Annotated in this window: 13 protein-coding genes and 1 pseudogene; 5 read left to right on the top strand and 9 right to left on the bottom strand. The window is 65.5% G+C overall.

Annotated features, from left to right (window positions below; translation table 11 throughout):
* Position 1: 1 nt before the first annotated feature.
* The 5 genes from ACZ3H8_RS20730 to ACZ3H8_RS20710 all read right to left on the bottom strand — a co-directional run bounded on the left by ACZ3H8_RS20730 (position 2) and on the right by ACZ3H8_RS20710 (position 7,119).
* On the bottom strand, positions 2–1,324 hold the full coding sequence (locus ACZ3H8_RS20730; protein ID WP_467403838.1) for a cation:proton antiporter: 1,323 nt from the start codon (positions 1,322–1,324) through the stop codon (positions 2–4).
* Positions 1,325–1,684: 360 nt separating this feature from the next.
* Positions 1,685–2,953 carry an MFS transporter gene (locus ACZ3H8_RS20725; RefSeq protein ID WP_467403835.1) on the bottom strand — a complete coding sequence of 423 codons (1,269 nt, stop codon included), beginning with the start codon at positions 2,951–2,953 and terminating at the stop codon, positions 1,685–1,687.
* Positions 2,950–4,230, bottom strand: coding sequence for an ATP-grasp domain-containing protein (locus ACZ3H8_RS20720; protein ID WP_467403833.1), 1,281 nt, complete (start codon positions 4,228–4,230; stop codon positions 2,950–2,952). The genes ACZ3H8_RS20725 and ACZ3H8_RS20720 overlap by 4 nt, the downstream gene beginning before the upstream one ends.
* Before the next feature lie 320 nt (positions 4,231–4,550).
* Entirely contained in the window at positions 4,551–5,870 is a 1,320-nt protein-coding gene (locus tag ACZ3H8_RS20715) for a KamA family radical SAM protein (protein ID WP_467403831.1), read from the bottom strand.
* A 325-nt stretch (positions 5,871–6,195) separates the two neighbouring features.
* Positions 6,196–7,119: a phytanoyl-CoA dioxygenase family protein gene (locus tag ACZ3H8_RS20710; protein ID WP_467403828.1), complete on the bottom strand. Its 924-nt coding sequence runs from the start codon at positions 7,117–7,119 to the stop codon at positions 6,196–6,198.
* A 524-nt stretch (positions 7,120–7,643) separates the two neighbouring features.
* On the opposite strand from ACZ3H8_RS20710, the gene ACZ3H8_RS20705 reads away from it, so the two are divergent.
* From ACZ3H8_RS20705 to ACZ3H8_RS20690, 4 genes are all read left to right on the top strand, one after another.
* Positions 7,644–8,018, top strand: a complete 375-nt coding sequence (locus tag ACZ3H8_RS20705) for a winged helix-turn-helix transcriptional regulator (protein WP_467403827.1) — start codon at positions 7,644–7,646, stop codon at positions 8,016–8,018.
* A 252-nt stretch (positions 8,019–8,270) separates the two neighbouring features.
* Positions 8,271–9,482, top strand: a complete 1,212-nt coding sequence (locus tag ACZ3H8_RS20700) for an ATP-grasp domain-containing protein (RefSeq protein ID WP_467404090.1) — start codon at positions 8,271–8,273, stop codon at positions 9,480–9,482.
* On the top strand, positions 9,472–10,752 hold the full coding sequence (locus ACZ3H8_RS20695) for an ATP-grasp domain-containing protein (protein WP_467403825.1): 1,281 nt from the start codon (positions 9,472–9,474) through the stop codon (positions 10,750–10,752). The genes ACZ3H8_RS20700 and ACZ3H8_RS20695 overlap by 11 nt, the downstream gene beginning before the upstream one ends.
* A gap of 385 nt (positions 10,753–11,137) precedes the next feature.
* Entirely contained in the window at positions 11,138–11,962 is an 825-nt protein-coding gene (locus ACZ3H8_RS20690) for a glutamate racemase (RefSeq protein ID WP_467403823.1), read from the top strand.
* A 189-nt stretch (positions 11,963–12,151) separates the two neighbouring features.
* Here the strand turns inward: ACZ3H8_RS20690 and ACZ3H8_RS20685 are convergent.
* A pseudogene (locus ACZ3H8_RS20685) lies at positions 12,152–12,262 on the bottom strand (IS5/IS1182 family transposase); the annotation flags it as partial.
* Here ACZ3H8_RS20685 and ACZ3H8_RS20680 point away from each other — a divergent pair.
* Positions 12,224–12,418: a hypothetical protein gene (locus tag ACZ3H8_RS20680; RefSeq protein ID WP_467404100.1), complete on the top strand. Its 195-nt coding sequence runs from the start codon at positions 12,224–12,226 to the stop codon at positions 12,416–12,418. The pseudogene ACZ3H8_RS20685 and the gene ACZ3H8_RS20680 sit on opposite strands and share 39 nt — an antisense overlap.
* A 758-nt stretch (positions 12,419–13,176) precedes the next feature.
* On the opposite strand, the gene ACZ3H8_RS20675 is transcribed toward ACZ3H8_RS20680, so the two are convergent.
* The 3 genes from ACZ3H8_RS20675 to ACZ3H8_RS20665 form a co-directional block, all read right to left on the bottom strand.
* Positions 13,177–13,530 (bottom strand): hypothetical protein, encoded by a 354-nt coding sequence (locus tag ACZ3H8_RS20675; RefSeq protein WP_467403821.1) that lies wholly within the window; start codon positions 13,528–13,530, stop codon positions 13,177–13,179.
* Positions 13,531–13,532: 2 nt separating this feature from the next.
* Complete coding sequence (locus ACZ3H8_RS20670) at positions 13,533–14,396, bottom strand: transposase domain-containing protein (protein ID WP_467403819.1); 864 nt, start codon at positions 14,394–14,396, stop codon at positions 13,533–13,535.
* Between the two features lie 700 nt (positions 14,397–15,096).
* Positions 15,097–16,344: an XRE family transcriptional regulator gene (locus ACZ3H8_RS20665; protein ID WP_467403817.1), complete on the bottom strand. Its 1,248-nt coding sequence runs from the start codon at positions 16,342–16,344 to the stop codon at positions 15,097–15,099.
* Positions 16,345–16,388: the final 44 nt, after the last annotated feature.

Below are 16,388 nucleotides of genomic sequence, written 5' to 3'. Positions count from 1 at the left end.
CTCAGGCGGACTGAGTCGCGAACTCACGTTCACGCTCGATCTCGGTGGAGGTCAGTGGCATGCGTGCGGCGGTCCGTCGCAGGATGGGCGGGGCCATCACCGACGTGACCACCGCCACAAGCACGACGATGGTGTAAGACCCGCTGGTCAGCACCCCGATGCGCAGGCCGACGGAGGCGAGCACGATCTCCACCACGCCACGGGCATTGAGGCCTGCGCCGATGGCGAGCGCCTCGTTGCCCGACAGTCGTCCGACCCGCGCGCCGAGGTAGCCGCCGACGAACTTCGCCCCGATCGCGACGGCGAGGGTGGCCAGCCCGGCGAGCAGGATCTTCGGACTCTTGAGCGCGGACAGGTCCACCTGGAGCCCGGCGGTGGCCAGGAAGATCGGGGCAAGGACCGCCATCACGAAGGGCCGCATGGTGCCCAGCGTTCGGCGCCCGGCCTTGCCCAACGAGCCGATCACGATGCCACACAGGAAGGCGCCCAGAATCGGTTCCATGCCCAGTGCCTGGGTACCGGCCGCGGACAGGATGATCAGCACAATCGCGACCGAGAGGCTGACCTGGGTACCTGCCGGCCCGCCAGCCCGCTCGGCCCATCCCATCAGCCGCGCGATGAGTGGACCGGCCAGGAACGCCGCGAAGGCCAGCACGATCAGCAGGTAGCCGACGGACTCGAGAACCACCCCCGAGTGGAGACCGCGGGTGGCCATGGCCGACACGATCGACAGCAGCATCCAGCCGATGATGTCGCTCACCGCCGCCGAACCGATGATGATCTGACCGACGTTCCGGTGCAGCAGTCCCATGTCCAGCAACGTCTTGGCGATCACCGGGAGCGCGCTCACCGCCACCGCCACCCCGATGAACAGCGCGAAGGTGAGTCGGTTGCCCGGATCGCCCATCAATTGCGTGGGCAGCACGAAGCCGAGCCCACAGCCCAGAAGCAGCGGCAGCAGCACTGTGCCCGCGCTGACCGAGGCGATCACCCGACGCTTGCGCTTGAGGAGGCCCAGGTCGATGTGCGCGCCAGTGATCGCCACCAGCAGCAGTACGCCAAACTGCGACACGGCGCTGAGCAGGTGCATCTGCTCGGGATTGCGGGGCAGCAACCAGTTAGACAGGCCTGGGAGCCAGTTGCCCAGAAGCGAGGGCCCGAGCACGACTCCGGCGGTCAGCTCGCCTACGACCGGCGGCAGGTTCACTCGCACGGCGAGGCGGCCGAGGACGATCGCGGTGGCAAGCAGCAGACCCGTCTGCAGCAGGAAGATCAGGATTTGGTGGTGGGTGAGACCAGGCACTGGTCCCGTGGCCAGCGTCATTGCGTTCCTTTCGGGTAGACCGCGCTACGGCGTGGTCACGGTGCAGGGGGTAGCTTCTTTCGTGGCCCGCAGCGCGCGCGGGGCGGCCGGGATGAGCCGGTGAGCAGGGCACAGGTCGGCCGAAGCCTCATCGACCTCCGTTAGCCGCCTCAGGCCGATCAGCGCGTCGGCGAGCAGCGCTGCCCTGGGGACCTTCTCCACGACGGCTGGCCTGGTGCCGCCGCCCGGCCTGGCCCCGATCTAGATCAGGACCGATCCCTGCGCCGTCAGCACCACCTCGGTGTGGCCGCATCCGTCACCGCCCCCGGGCGTCCAGGACGGCGGACAACGGCACGCAGCGGTGCCGAGGCCACCGGGACCTCAGGAGCCGAGTGGCTCCGGGGCCCCGATCGCCTCCTTGGACTCGGCCGGCTGCTGCTGCCGCTCCAGCAGAGCCACCAACGGGTGTACCAGGAGTGAGGCGAGCAGGAAGAAGACCGCCAGACCCAGCCAGCCGACCCGGCCGGTGCCGATCACTACGATGGTGATCAGGCTCGGCCCGATGATGCCCTCGCTCGTGGAGCCGAGGTTGAAAACCGAGAGATAGGTGGTTTTCCGGCCCTCAGGAGCGAACAGGTACGACAACTGCCAGCCGCCGACGGACTGCCATAGCTCGCCGAAGGTGAGCAGCACCAGACCGATCAGCAGCACCGCGAGCGCCACCGCGGCGCTCGTACCGTGGGCGTACGCGAAGGCCACGCTGCACGCGGCGAGCGCCAGACCACCGCGGCGCAGAGCCCGGCTGGCTCCCTTGGCGTCGTCGGCCCCTCTGGAGAAGGGGACTTGCAGCACCACGGCCATCACGGTGTTGACGAATACCAGGATCGGCACCACCGCGGTGGGGGCCTCGGTGGCCGTCACCGTCCACAGCGGGATGCCGACCGAGAGGATCGTCACGTGCAGGCAGAGCGTGCCGTTCAAGGTGCTCAGCGCCACGTAACGCCAGTCGCGGAAACCCCTGATGGCACTGAACACGCTGCCGGAGGCACGGGCTGCCGGGCTGCGGGGCAACTTCAGCCGCATCAGCAGGCCGGCCGAGACGAAGAAGGCCAGGGCGTTGCCGAGAACCAGCAGCCGGAAGGCCGAGGGGCTGTCCGCCGACACCAGTGGGGCGGCGAGCAGGGCACCCAGCGAGAACCCAACGTTGTGGACCGTGCGGATAATCGCCATGGCTCGGAGCCGGTCCTCGGGACCGGTGGTCTCGGCGACCACCGCCTGGTTCAGGGGCGGGGTCGACCCTTGGGCCACCGCCATGCACGAGGCGACCACCGTGAAGCCGATCGGGCCGCTCACGAAGCAGAGCCCGATGAAACAGCAGGCACGCCAGAGCTGAGTGCCGATCAGGGCTCGCAGCGAGCCGATCCGGTCGGCGAGGGCGCCGATCGGCACCGTGGCCAGGAAGCCGAAGACTGCCGCGGTGGCGAGCCCGAGGCCGATCTGAGAGTTGCTCAGGCCGACGTAGCGGATGAAGAAGACCGTGGAGCCCGCAAGGAAGAGACCGGTGCCGATCGAGCTAATCAGAGCCGTGAGCGCAAAGGTCCGCGCGGCGGCGGTGGGCGGCACGTAGTCCTTGTACGAGGGCAGCTTCACCGCTGTTCCTCCTCTGCGGCACCATCCGTGCACACCACGGCGATCCGCCCCGCGACGTCCTCGGCGTTGGCGGCCGCGTCGGGGCCGTCCGCGCCCGTGGCGATCACATGACCGGCCCGTTCCCAGGAGCTGGTCGTTGGCCGGACTACCTCCCCGGGCGCGACGCCGACGTGCACAGAATGCACGCCCTTGGCAGCTCGCGCCTTCTCCTCGCCCAGGACCTCGGCCACCACACCGGGAGGCGAGCTCAGGAAGCGGATTGCGGCGCCTCCCAGCGGGTCGCGCGGCCCGACTGGACCGCCGCCCTCCAGGATGCCGAGCATGTCGCTGGCCAGGGAGCCGCCATAGGCGAGGTCGATCAGCTGCGGGATGTTGTCACCAGGGAGCCGGGCCGCGCATTCGACCAGGTACGGGCCGCCGTCGCCGAGGATCCACTCGGCGTGGAGCACGCCGTTGCGGAAGCCGGCTGTCTCGGCCAGCAGCCGGACGGCCCGGTACAGCGCCTCCTCGGTGGCGGCGGGAAGCCCGGCCGGGACTGTGTGGGCCAGTTCGACGGGGTAACGAGACTGCAGCACGGTCTTGGCCGTGATGTTGCGGAAGCCGACCACGCCCTTGTGGACCAAGACCTCGACGCTGACCCCAGGGCCGTACAGACGCTGCTCAACCAAGTAGCGGTCGGCGTCAGCGTACTGGGCGCGCTGCCGGGTGTCCCTGGCCCCGGCGGTGTGCGACCACAGCGCGTGGACGTCGTCGCCAGGCTCCAGACGCTGGACGCCGAGGCTGGCCTGACTGTTGCCCGGCTTGATAACGCAGGCCCGCCCGTGCACGGAGCGGAACCGCTCGACCTCGTCTGGCCCGCTGACCTCGGCCCAGGCAGGCTGGGCGATGCCGGCCGCACCGGCCACAGCGCGCAGCCGCGCCTTGTCGCGGAACACCCGCGCGGCGGCGAGCCCGGCGCCGGGCACGCCCCAGGCGTCGGCGAGCGCGGCGGCCGAGACCACCCCGTACTCGACACCGGGCATCACCGCCTGCACGCGCGGCGGACGCTGCACGGCGGCCACGATCCGCTCGGGGTGCTCCTCATCTTGGGTGGGGGCCTCCAACAGAGCCGCGACGCAACGGAACTTGGCGGCCTGCTCGCGGGCTCGCCGAGCCTCGATGACGCTCGATTCCTCCAGGATCAGCACGGACCGTTCCGGGAGGCGTTCCTCCAGGTCGGAGAGGCTCCCGGCGCTGAAGCCTACGAGGACGTGGGTGATGGAGTCGCTCAGGGACATCGAAGGTGCCTTGTCGCAGAAGGTTGAATAGCTGAGATGAGCAGCTCAGGACGTATGGGCTGGAACGCCATATCGGCCCGACGAAAACCTGGCGTACTGGGGAATCCGGAACGTCTCGGGCCGAGATCGGTGCAGTCCGGATCACCGCCAGCACCGCCCCACGCACACGCGGGTCGCAGTTCCACCAGCTCCAGCTCGGGGCGTCTCAGCACTGAGAACCGCAGATGCAAGGCACCGAAGTCGTACGCCCAGGCGGCCGGCATCCGGGGCGCGTAGGCGTCCGCGTCCTTGAGCGGTCGGGCTTCAGAAAAGCGATGCCCTTACTCTTCGAAGGGGAACTTACCGGCGAGCGCCGGCTTCAGGTCCGACAGCCACGTGGCTTCCGGGTCGTAGTGGGCAAAGAACGGCCGCCCCACCAGCGACGCGTCGCGCGCCTGGATAAGCCGGAGCATGAACAGCCGCTCGCCGTTGATCTCCGTGACGCCCTCGACGCACACCTTGCCCGGCGTGGCCGACATAGAGGGGCCGCGAACGGTCCGGCAGAGGCCGGAGACCGACGTATAGGCATCCCGGAAGATTTCGTACGCCCGGCCGAGCGGGACCGCGAAGTAGTCCTGCGGGCCGGTGTCGCGTTCGACGAACATGTAGTACGGGATCATCCCCATTGCGTGCTGCTGCCGCCACATGTTCGACCAGTCGCTGGGATTGTCGTTGATCGACCGGATCAGAGGGGCCTGGGTCCGGATGGTCGCGCCCGTCGACTGGATGCGGCGGACCGCCTTGGAGACCAGCTGCGACTCCATCTCCCGCGGATGGCTGAAGTGCGCCATGAAAGCGAGATTCTTGCCGGCCTTGGTGACCCGCTCGAACAACCGCAGCGTGGCGTCTGCGTCCGGGTCGGTCACGAACCGCTGCGGCCAGTACGCCAGAGCTTTGCTCCCGATCCGGATCGATTCGAGCTGCGGCAGCTCAAGCAACGGCTCGATGTAGCGCTTGAGGACCGACTCACCCATGATCATGGGATCGCCACCGGTGATGAGTACGCTGGTGACGCCAGGGTGCGCTACCAAATATTTCACCAGGCCATCGATGTCATCGGAAGCGAACTTCAGGTCCGGCTCCCCGACGAACTGCGCCCACCGGAAGCAGTACGTGCAGTATGCATGGCAGGTCTGGCCCTGCTTGGGGAAGAACAGCACCGTCTCTCGGTACTTGTGCTGGATGCCCTGTATCTCGTCGGGAACGTTGAGATCCATCTGCCCGGCGGGATGGGGGTTCAGCTTCATCCGAATCTCGTGGGCCGCGCGCTGGATCTCCTTGGGCGGTGCCTCCCGGCGGAGCAGGTCCGCGATCCGGGCGACGTCCGAGTCGGGCAGCATGTCCGCCTGGGGGAAGACGAGCCGGTAGATCGGGTCGTCGGGGGCGGCGGACCAGTCGATCAGCTCGTCCACCACGTAGGCGTTCGTCCGAAAGGGCAGCACCGTCGCCACGGCTCGAGTCGCGAGCCTCGCCTCGGGCCCGAGCCCGGCTCGGGCCACCAGTTCGTCGAGGTGCTTGTTGGTGTAGGCGCGGAAGCGTTGCGTGGCGCGCACCGACATACCGGCCAACCCGGCGGGCGGTGCGTCATTGAGCAATGTCACTCGTGGACCCTCTTCTGGTGTCATACGGTCTGGTGCCGCAACTTCTGGTGGTAACAATGCAAATCGCGTGGCAGACAGCAGAAGCCCATGACCCGTCTGCTGCCCTGATTTGCCCGGGCGTTTCTCCAGGCGGCGACGGAGACACCGTTCCGCAGCACTCCGGACTTTTTCTGCAAACCACTTGATGTCGTAAGTTCACTTTGAAGGTGCCGTTCCCCTGCATAGATCTAGGCCACTGCGGCTCCCGATCAATGCCAGGCCGAGAACGGCACCTTCGTCACGCTTTCAACCCTCGCGCCTGCCGGTCGAGCAGGTCACGAATTTCTCAAGCCTCGCGGGGAGCCCGGAGCGTGCGGGCCTCCCGGGTGCCGTCGAAGTACGGGCTGGCGTAGACCAGTTCGCCGTCCTCGGTAGCGACCTTGTCGTTGAAGTCGCGGCCGATGTCGTAGTTGAACGTGGTCCGCGGGGCGGCGAGGTTCTCGACGCGGCGCTTGTCGTACCGGGCGTCGACCGAGCAGAAGCGCAGCGCGTAGGCCAGCCGCGACGGGATCGGGCCCTCCTCGAGCTTGATGCTGCGGTGCAGCACGTACTTGTCGAAGAGAAGGGCGTCGCCCAGTTCGAAGGAGTCCTCCACCGCGAAGTGGTCCAGCAGCGCCTTCGTTGAAGGCGAGTTGAGCGGGCCGTCCTTGAGGGTGCTGAAGTCCTCGTAGGTAAGGTCGCGGCCGGCCTCGACCTCGCTCTTGCAGTACTCGGGCACCAGGTTGAAGTGCTGGTAGACGAACTCGCCCGACAGGTGCTGCTTGGACACGTACTTCATGCCGCCGCGCTGGCCCTGGGCATCGATGCTGCACAGCGGCGTCCAGACGGTGAAGCCTGCGTCCTGGCGGCGCTGGAAGCCGAAGCTCTTGTTGCCCACGTGCCACGGGAACCCAGTGCTCTTGCCCTTCGCCAGTTCGAATCCGAGCCCCTGGGTGAAGAACAGCTGCTGTCCGGTCAGCTTGGCTATAGCGGTCGAGAAGGTCTCGTCGCGCATCACGTCGAGAACGGTGGGGTCGTCGTTACCCACGTCGTACTTCAGCTTGCTGAAGCCCTTGCCGTAGTTGTCCGACGGGGGAGCGACCTCCGAGGTGCAAAGCTTCTGCATATGCTCGATGAGTTCCAGCGAGAAGATGCCCTTGAGCTTCAGGAAGCCGTGCTCACGGAAGTTCTGAATATCTGTGCCAGAGACAGAAAAGCTCGGATTGATCACGTGCGGACTCCTGTTTGATGTTTCCGGAACGGGGTAGTGGGCTGCCGGCGGTTACGGTAGATGGGCACGCCAAGCGGATATCCAGATCGCCGAGCCTCTTCCCCAGGACCGCAGATACCCTATATCAGGCCTGGGCATCCCAAATTCGCACGCAGCGAAGATTCCACGCACGGCAGGGCTCAACGAGCGGCATACCCCCAACCGAGTAATCCATACGGTCGATCGCACATCAAGAGACATTCATGCCACCTAGTGACATCGAGACATCGAGTCGATAGCGCAATTGATAGACGACCCGCCATTGGCAACCCATTGCCCAGGCTTCACAGGGTGGACCTTCGCGGGTGTAACCGACAAAACAGACTGAGCAACTTGATCTTGCAGGCTGTCGTTGGCAGACTCCTGCCGAGCTGAGCGAGGCGAATGTGAGCACCATCACAGCAGCTGATTCGGCGCCAAACAACCGTCACCGGCTACAGCCGGAAAGAGGCGGGCTGCAGCACATCGGGGGAATTTTTTAAACTATGGATTCTAGTTACTCGTTCGTAAAAAAAGTAAAACGAGCAAATAGGGGCGGCGTCGAGAAGGATGGAGCGATAAATTCGATCGAGCTCCATGGCGCGATTGAGGTAGTAGACGTTCTAGCCCGACGTGGAATGATCGCCGTTCTGAACGCTCTGGCGTTCGGCCCACTGGGGCATAATGAGCTTGCTCGTGAGACCAGCATGGACAGCAAGCAGTTGTCTCGGACGCTCGTTCGCGCGCGGGAGCTGCGGGTCGTGGATCGCATAGTCAGTGGCGAAACCTCTCCAGTGCGTGTGCATTACGAGCTGACCCCGAGGGGCGAAGACTTGGCCAGGGCAATCATTCCGCTGGCTCTCTGGTCCAAGAACTCATAACCGTCCAACACGGAGCGTGCTGCCCGATCGTGCCGCCTGCGAGGCGCAGGAGCGAGCATGAGCAGATGTAGTTGGGCCTCATCGACGCTCTAGCTCGAATTGAACGCGCTTTCGCGGAATAGTACGACCCAACTCTCCTATGGATGCGGCGTATTCACAGTCCGCGTCGTTGCCCTAAATGTCCGTTTGACGATGCGGACGAAATGGCCAAGCATATACTCCGCCCAGCAGGATTGAGGCACCGTGGAAAACATGATCATGTCGCCACTCAGTGCGTTGCTTCGCAGTACACCTCGGGAATGGTCCGACGCTACCCAGAATACGGCCTATCTGTTGACGGGAACAGACTGCGATCACCCGCCGGAATGGATTAAGGCGCACTATGGTGATGCATTCCAGGAAATTGAGTGCTTCGAGAATTACGAGGCGAACGACCTGGTAGCGAAGCGGGCCGACCACCTGCTCGCGAACGGCGGGTTCAAGCGGATCATCCCCATGACGGAGGCAGACGTCCTGCGAGCGGCATGGCTGCGCAAACGCCACGGGCTGGCAGGTATCCCTCCAGAGGACGTGGTCTACATGCGCGATAAGCTCTTCATGAAGCAGTGCGCATCTGCGGCAGGCGTTCCGGTGGCTGAGGGCAGGAGGGTCCGCAATGCCTTCGAGCTACTCGACTTCGCGGACACGGTCGGCTTCCCAGTCGTACTGAAGCCGATCTCGGGCAGGGGATCGGCCGAGACTTTCATCCTGAGCTCGCAGACCGAGCTGGACTCCCTGCTGAGTGCGGGAATCTTCGCCGGGGCCGACCGCGAGCCGGACATGCTCGCCGAGGCCTTCGTCGACGGGACGCAGTTTCACGTCGACGGCTACTACTCCCAGGGCGTCTGCCGCTTCATGAGCGCGGCCCGATATGTCGGCAGTCATTTGGATTTCTTTCAGGGCGGCGGGTTCTTGGGTAGCACGATTCTCGACGCCCAGAGCGACATTTTCCGGGAACTCATCGAATTCACCAGGAACCTCCTGGAGAATGTGCTTCCCTTTGGGCCCGACGGCCTCTTCCATGTGGAGATCTGGCAGCGTCCGAACGGCGAGCTCGTCCTCGGCGAGGCCGCACAGCGGCTCGCCGGCGGTCCGATATTCGAAGAGAGCCGGGCCAGTTTCGGGGTCGATTACAAGATGGACGCAGTCCGTGCGTTCTGTGGGTTCGAACCGTGTGACTGGCCGCGAACAGAGGCCCTGCAGAAGCAGATCGCCGGACACGGAGAGATCTCCTCCGCCAGGGTCCTGACGAAGGCCCCTCAGTCGGCTCCGTTCGACTGGGTGCTGGACTACCAGTTGCGGCACACCAGCAGCGAGATCGTGACTTTCGTCGTTTCCGGCGCGACCAGTGACCAGGTCGAAGAACGCCTTCGCATCTGTGCCGACTGGTTCTATGCGAATGCGGAGTGGTCGGATGAGTACTGAGAGAGCAGCGGTTGCCGAACACCTTCTCATGGTCGGTGGAGCACGCGAGGTCCCGAGGAATTGCTTCCAGGCTGCCCCCGGGCTGCGGATCAGCGTGATCTGTCGGCAGGAGTTCGAAAGCAAGGTATGGGACAAGAAGGACCTGCACCGGCTGCTGCTCCTCGATCGTGAGACCAGCCGGGAAGAATGGCTGGGCATCGCCCGGGTGATCCATGAGAACGACCGCATCGATGCGATCGTCAATTTCACCGAGTCGGATGCGGACAAGACCGCCTACATCGCCGAGAGGCTGGGGCTGAGGTGCTACTCCGCGCAGACCGTTCAGTGGGTCACCGATAAGTACCTCATGCGCGCCCGCCTGAGCGAGACGGGCGTCGATGACACTCCCGCGATGAAGGTGGTCGGCCCGGATGAGCTCGCCAAGGCCGCCGCCGAGCTCGGCTACCCCGTCATCTGCAAGCCCACAGGAGGTACCGGAAGCCTGGGCATCAGCAAACTGGCGTCTCCCGCGGACGTCCCCCGGGCCTTCACCTGGAGCATGGAAGGAACCTCAAGCCTGGACGCGGACGAGCTCATAGCCGAGCCCTTCCACCAAGGCCGGGAGTTCAGTGTCGAGTGCATCAGTGAGACAGGCCAACACTTCGTGGCAGGCATCACCCAAAAGTCCATCGACCAGGACAGCTTTGTCGAAGTCGGGCACCTGCTGCCGGCGCCGCTTCCTGACGCGGAGGCGGCAGCCATCTCCGACACCGTTCTCCGGATGCTGGACGCACTTGAGATCCAGGACGGCCTGACCCACACCGAGGTGATCCTCACCGAGAACGCTGTCCGGATCATCGAGACCCATCTACGCTACGGCGGCGACCGGATCCCCAACATGCTCTCGGCCGCGACGGGGATCGATATCCAGAAGGCTTGGGCTCGTCAAGCGGTCGGCCACTCGATCACCGCGGAGATCGAGGAAGCGATAGAGCGTCACCGGAGCGGCGAACGCGCGGACTTCGCAGCGATCCGGTACCGGTGTGCTGACCGCCGAGGCGTCCTCACCGCAGTCCACGGCATCGAGGAGGCGCACGAGATGCCCGGTGTGATGGAGGTCGCCGCTGTGGCCGGTGTCGGTGAGCAGGTCGGCGATCTCACCGATTCGCTCGCGCGACTCGCGTTCGCCTGGGCACTCGGCGCGACGCCGGAGGAAGCCACAGAGCGTGCTCAGGCGGCAGTGGACTCGCTCACCTTCGATCTCGCCGATGAACCCGGTGGCCAGACGTGATGCTGCGCTCCATGTCGATCAATTCTGGCCACCTGGCATAGCCGTCGTCATCAATTTGCCGGGGCCGCGGCACCTTCGTGGCTTGCTCGGTGCCGTGTTTAATGCAGTTATGGAAGCGACGCCCGACTGGCTCGGCGTGTGATTCGCGATCGGCGGCGTCACCAGGATCGTCTCGCCGAACCCGCTGCTCGACAAACTCGCACAAAGCGAACAGGATGCCTCCTCGCGTGAGGAGCGCCTGCACGTCGACATCGCGGGCCTGTCGGCCCACCTTTGCGATCTCGAGCGGGAGCTTTTTCAGCTCCCGCTCGAGCAGCCAGTGATGCCCTGTTACCCCGGCCGACCAGCGCGTCCTCGCCTCCGGCCTGGCTGATAACTTGGCCCCATGACGGTGGCGTTGATCGACTCAGGGTTTGGCCTCCTTTCCACTACGGGCTGGCTTCGGCACCTGGCCCCGGAACTCGACCTGCTGTTGCTTCTCGATCCCGACGGCGCTCCCTGGGGGTCGAAGAAGGCCTCCCTCGTCACGGACCGTCTGTTGACCGCCGCTCAGTTCGCCATCGAGCGAGGCGCGGGGGCCATCGTGGTCCCCTGCAACACCGCCACCGTCACCGCGATCGACGCTCTGCGCGAGAGGTACGAGCCGCGCGTACCCGTGATCGGAACCGTGCCCGCCGTGAAGTCGGCCGCAGCAGTTGGCCAAAGCATCGCCGTGTGGGCAACCGTCCGGACCACGTCGAGTAAATACCAGGAGCGCCTAATCGCGGACCACGCGAACGGCCGACCCGTGGCGCGTGTCGCATGCCCCGGTCTGGCGGAGGCGATCGACCACGGCGACATGGCCGCAGCAACGGCAGCCATCGCCGACGCGGCCGAGCGAACCCCCCAAGGCTGCGACTCCGTGGTGCTGGGATGCACGCACTACCCTCTAGTTGTGCCAGAGATCCTACGTAGCCTGCCCAGTGGAATCACTCTGTACGACACCGCGGAGGCAGTCGCCCGTCAAACGCTGCGACGATTGGGTAGAGCCACGAACTCTCGCAGCACGATGGGCTCCATCGACGTGGTACTCAGCGGTCGCCGCGGAAGCCTCCCGACCGGCGCCCACGCCTACCCCGTGGGTCGCGCTCTCGCCGCAGCAGAGCGGGTACCCCGCGACATTCTCATCTCAGCCGTAACTCGCTCCCCGATGGCTTCACCGGCGATCTGAGCAGGCCTCAGATCCTCTTCACCTTCACCACCAGGCGTGCCGTCACTCCACCGGAGGTAGGCCCCGAGGTGTCACAGAGCATCGCGGACACTGTGACAACCCGCCCATGCCACTTTCAACACGACTCGCTTCCGCCTTCCGCACGGCGTCCTACGGGCAACTCGACGGCGGCGTACCGGTCACGACAGAGTCGCGGGCAAGACGGCGGTGCATCATGATCCAACCGATACTCCGCTCGACCGCCCAGCGCCTCTTCACGACGTGAAACCCCCGGGCATCCGGGTTTCTGTTGACGACTTCGCCAAGTTGGTCCCGTTTCAGCGCAAGGCCGAGGCAGAGAAGGCGGCCCGTAAGGCTGCGAAGGCCGCCAAGAAGGCCAGGGCCAAGAAGAACGGCAAAGGCAACGCCCAGGCCAAGGCCAAAAGGAAGGCCAAGCGCCGGAAGTCCGAGACGTAGGGGTCCCGGCGGCGCTCCGCTCACGCATCGCTCACGCAAGCCACGTCACGGCACCCCGGCCACGTGCCCCACCATGCCCCGAGCAACAGAAAACCCCAGGTCAGCGACTATCCGACCTGGGGTTTAATGGAGCCGCCTTCGGGATTCGAACCCGAGACCTACGCATTACGAGTTGTCCGATCTTGCTCTGGGGGCATCCACCGGCGTCCACTGTGGGGCTCACGTGCCTGGTCAGAGAGGCTGCCGGACTTCCGTGGACGTCAGCGGATCGCCCTGGAACGGGCGGCTGTTGAGACCACAATTGAGACCACGACCGCTTCGTCCCGAAGCAACTCGGATGGGGGCTTGAACAGGGGCAAGCGTGTCGCTGACCTGTGGTGATGATCCGCCAGTGTCCGCGCTTGTTCGGCGCTGTCCGTCGCGGTTGTCACGCAGTTAGACACTCACCGCTGTCGGCCCTTGCTCTGGTAGAGCCTCCTCCTCGGATGTGGTGCTGGCTGACCACCACTTTAGGAGTTCGACCAACTGAACGGCCCACCTGGGTAGCAAGCCCATGGCACGGCACGGTGAGAGCCCCGGAAGGCGCTCAAGACCGCTTCAGTGTGCTGGCGTTGCCGTCAGAGACTGCCGTCACGGCAACCTGTAGGGGCCTTCATGCATGATGCCACCGACGTGGGGACACGGCTCCGGAGGGCAAGCACGCAAGGGTGGGTGGCCCCACCGGGCGACAGATGCCCCACCCTTGCGGGCGATGAACGCTACTCGTCGTCCTCGCAAGCGTCTTCGTCGAAGGCAATGTCGAAGGCCTTTTCATACGCCGTATTGTAGGCGGCCTTGTACTTCGTGAATTCCGACTTCGTGAACAACACCTTCTTTGCTCCGGGATTGTAGGACGCCCTATGCTGGCAGTTCCTGCCGTCCGTCGTCCCAACCTTCTTCCCGTCTGTCTTGCCCTGCTCCGCCGGGCTCTTGGCGTTGGGGGCCTGTGGGGCGGACACCGCTGGCGCTTGGGTGGTGTCGGCTACCGCCTGCGTCATCAGCGCCGGCGAGAAGGCCAGTGCTGCTGCGGCGAGGGGGCTCGCCACGACCGCGATGATTCGCTTCGCGCGCATAGCTATCCTCTTTCTTCGAGTCGGTACGCGCACTGGTGCCTTGACCTGGTCCAGGACACATCCCGTGTGCGGTTGCGATCCAGGGAGCGGTATCTACACCGCGATGCGCTGGGCAACCATGAGGGCCGGTGGATTCCGGCTTGTGACGCCAACTTCCCTGCGTGCGGAATTGGACTACTCCTGCACTTGTGGCGCCTGCAGTTCGACCGTAGCGAGCGGCACCCGTTTTGTCCACTTATAACCCTAATGCGCGTGATTGACGCCTCAATTGCTGTGAGAACACGGCGATGACCAGCAGAAATGCGCGAGTTCGCATCGGTACCTGCGGCAATCACCAAAGTCCCATCGATCAGCACGACATGCACCCGCCGCACTTTCCGACCTCGCGCGGATTGCGGAATGCGCCCCCTCCCGTTCCGAACTGCCCGGGGCACGTACCGCGGGGCGTTGGCGCGATCTTTGGCCGGTGGCCTGCCCGGGCTGGGGTCGAGCATGGCCAGGGGGCCGTACGCTTGCCAGCTACTCGGGCAGGCTTGTCCCCTAACGACGGAGGTCCCTGCCACCTGCAGGGCTCGCGCGTGGACCGCGTCACGCAGGCCGTCGGTCAGCTTGCGCAGGATCTCCGCGTAGCCCTCGCTGAAGTGAAGGCACATCGCCAGCACGAAATAGACCACTGCGCTGGCCGGCAGGCACGCGCACCAGCGTTTCTCCTGCCGGCCGCATGAACTGATGGCTTCCTGAACCGCCTGCGGGGTGACGAACTCGTCCAAAGCCTCCAGCCGGATCCCAGCCGCCACCCGCGCCGCCGCGATCCGCTGCCCGACTCTGGAGTTCGCTCCCGCCGCGGTGACACGACGACAGGACATCAAGGCTCCACGAGTCAGATCTCTCACCGTTATCCGACCTGCCAGGAGCCTCGATGGCCGTCAAGCCCCTCGCCAGGAAGCGCGACCCCAACTAGCATTTGGAGACGCGACGTTAGGCTCCTGCCTGCCCCCAACAAGCCCGATGGGCCCCCTGGTCTTGCTCGACGTCGGGTTCCGGACCGGGGAGGTGGCTAAAGATCGTGTCGGCGCCTGCCCCAGCCACCGCGGTTTTCACCTCATGCCCCTCGGCCTACCTCCGTGGGCGCGCGGCGGCGGCCGGCGCGCCGAGCGGGACGGAGGCAGGAGCGTGGGCGGGCCGGACGCGGGCCGCGCGCCCGGCGGAGCGTGAGCGACGCCGGGTGCCTTGATGAAGTAGAGAAAGTCCTACCGCGCCGGGGCCTCAATGCGGTGCGATGGGCGCTGGGACAGGCACTGGTGTCTCATCCTTCACTTGGCAGGCACACCTGATTTGCGTCCACCTGGAGAGTGCTGACCTTTCTCACGACCCCTCCGTCCCGAACGCGATCAGACCCCCTCGTGACCTTCTGTCGCTGGTCACTGACCTGCTCATTCGCTTCCGGCACTGTCCATTACTGTCCGGGACGGTCTTGGTGCGGCTGCCTCGTTTGGCCCCCTGTTTGGCGCCCCGGCGGTCGCGTGCCGGATGCGGATTCGAGCAGGTCGCGGCCGTTGTGGCGGATCACCGAGGCATGAAGCCGGGCTTCTGCTCGGCGAGCGTGTGGAGCCGTGCAAGGTAGTCCTGTGCCGCTGGTTCGGAGCTGTACCGGCGACGCATCTCGGCAGCGAGTTCGCGGCTGGTCATGATGAGCGACGGCACCGACTGACGGTCGCCTTCGAGAGCGCGCTCTCCCATGATGAGTGCCTGCTCCAAGTCGCCTTCACGTGCCGCCGTGACGCCCAGTGTTACGCGGGCTTCCGCGATGCGCATCGGCGAGCGCTCGGTTCCGTCGAAGTCCGTTCCGGCCCTCAGCACTTCTTCGGCGAGCGTGCGCGCAAGCTTGTCCTCACCGACCAGGCGGTAGCAGTCCATCGCGTAGAAGTCGAACTTGGCGGGGTCCACCACAAAGTGGTTGTCCAGGTTCTCGGGGTGCGGCATTGCTTCGAGCATCCGCCGCCCCTTGTCGAGGGCTACCTCAACCTGCCGGCGGTCCCCCAGTCGCGCCCACGCCTTGGCTTCTTGTGCGGCAAGCTGCACTGCCACACCGTGGTGCTGCGCTGTGTCCGCTCCGGCCTGCGCTGCCGCGATGACGCCGCGATAGTCGCCGGTCGTGAGCGCGAACCATGCCCGCATCTCGTGCGCCCACCCGGCCACCTCTGCGTGCTCAGCCTCGGTGGCGAGACAGAGGGCGGCGCGGCGTGTCGACTCAGCCGCGTGACGGTCACCCGTGTCGTACTCGACACAACCGACCAGTAGAGCGAGCCAGCCGGACAGGGCGAGTACTTCGCGGTGCTGTGCGAGCGTGAGGCTTTTCGTGTGGAGGTCGACGACGCGGCGAAGCCACTGGCGCCCCTCGATGAGGAGCTGTGCACTCGGCATGAACGGGTACTCCGAGGAGAGCCGGTCCGTCGTGATCCGCAGGGCATCAAGCGTGGCGTTGTCGACGTCGGACCGGTTCAGACGGCTTACGATCTCCAGCGTCTCCATGCCGCTCGCTGCCAAGATCTCCTTGTGTCCATCCCGGCGCGAGGGGGCTGGGAAGAGCGCATGCGTCACGGTGCCGAAGACGGCAGCAATGATCGGTTGATAGAAGTCGTTCGGCATCTGGCCTGACTCCCAGCGCTTCCACTGGCGAATCATGCTGTCTTCGGCGGGCAGCTCCGTGGGAGCGTGCGCCCGCAACGCCCTGACTGCCTCACGCTGCGACCAGTCACGTGCCGATCGCTCGGCAGCAATGCGCCGCGCCCATGCGGGCCTGTCGTCGGTCATGTGCCCTCCTCCGAGTGCCTACTCCGAGTCTCACCCGCGAGCCA

The organism is Streptomyces sp. NPDC002868 (assembly GCF_055563295.1).
Note: the sequence above shows the minus strand (reverse complement) of the source record. Positions and strands in the feature narration are given on the sequence as shown.

Bases quoted from the DNA above. Each gene is read 5' to 3' on its own strand.
- ACZ3H8_RS20730 (WP_467403838.1), bottom strand. From the start codon at position 1,324: ATGACGCTGGCCACGGGACCAGTGCCTGGTCTCACCCACCACCAAATC.
- ACZ3H8_RS20720 (WP_467403833.1), bottom strand. From the start codon at position 4,230: ATGTCCCTGAGCGACTCCATCACCCACGTCCTCGTAGGCTTCAGCGCC.
- ACZ3H8_RS20705 (WP_467403827.1), top strand. From the start codon at position 7,644: ATGGATTCTAGTTACTCGTTCGTAAAAAAAGTAAAACGAGCAAATAGG.
- ACZ3H8_RS20700 (WP_467404090.1), top strand. From the start codon at position 8,271: ATGATCATGTCGCCACTCAGTGCGTTGCTTCGCAGTACACCTCGGGAA.
- ACZ3H8_RS20695 (WP_467403825.1), top strand. From the start codon at position 9,472: ATGAGTACTGAGAGAGCAGCGGTTGCCGAACACCTTCTCATGGTCGGT.
- ACZ3H8_RS20690 (WP_467403823.1), top strand. From the start codon at position 11,138: ATGACGGTGGCGTTGATCGACTCAGGGTTTGGCCTCCTTTCCACTACG.
- ACZ3H8_RS20675 (WP_467403821.1), bottom strand. From the start codon at position 13,530: ATGCGCGCGAAGCGAATCATCGCGGTCGTGGCGAGCCCCCTCGCCGCA.
- ACZ3H8_RS20670 (WP_467403819.1), bottom strand. From the start codon at position 14,396: ATGTCCTGTCGTCGTGTCACCGCGGCGGGAGCGAACTCCAGAGTCGGG.
- ACZ3H8_RS20665 (WP_467403817.1), bottom strand. From the start codon at position 16,344: ATGACCGACGACAGGCCCGCATGGGCGCGGCGCATTGCTGCCGAGCGA.